The sequence below is a fragment of the Scandinavium hiltneri genome, from assembly GCF_024764835.1.
GTDB lineage: Bacteria > Pseudomonadota > Gammaproteobacteria > Enterobacterales > Enterobacteriaceae > Scandinavium > Scandinavium hiltneri.
The window spans coordinates 1-379 of record NZ_JALIGE010000014.1 but is presented as its reverse complement, the minus strand read 5'-3'; the positions used below and the strand labels follow the sequence as shown (position 1 = coordinate 379).

Below are 379 nucleotides of genomic sequence, written 5' to 3'. Positions count from 1 at the left end.
ATACAGCACTTAGAGAAGCAAGCGAAAACCTATTCACTAGATACTTTACTTACAGTGTGCAAAGTGAGAAGTTCCCGACTCACCAAGAGCATAGAAAAGCACGTTGGGTTTGGAATATAGCTTATGTAGAAGGTCAGGGCTTGGTCAAGTTAGCGTTTACGCCTGATTTAATAAAGCTAGCAGGGAAATTAAAAGGCGATTTTTCACGTTATCATTTGAAGCAAAAAGCACCGCTAACAAGCGTCTACGCGCATCGATTGTACGAAATGATGATGCAGTGGCGAAAGTCTAAAACAGTTCCTTCAGTCTCATACAACGAGCTAAGGCACAGGTTTGATATTGATGATAAAGAATATAAAAGAATAGCGAACTTTAAAGC

At 39.8% G+C, this 379-nt stretch carries 1 protein-coding gene; it reads left to right on the top strand.

Translation table 11 applies throughout. The annotated features are described in order from the left end of the window. Positions 1 to 379, top strand: a 379-nt coding sequence (locus MUU47_RS00055) for a RepB family plasmid replication initiator protein (RefSeq protein ID WP_258986095.1), incomplete at both ends; no start/stop codon positions are given.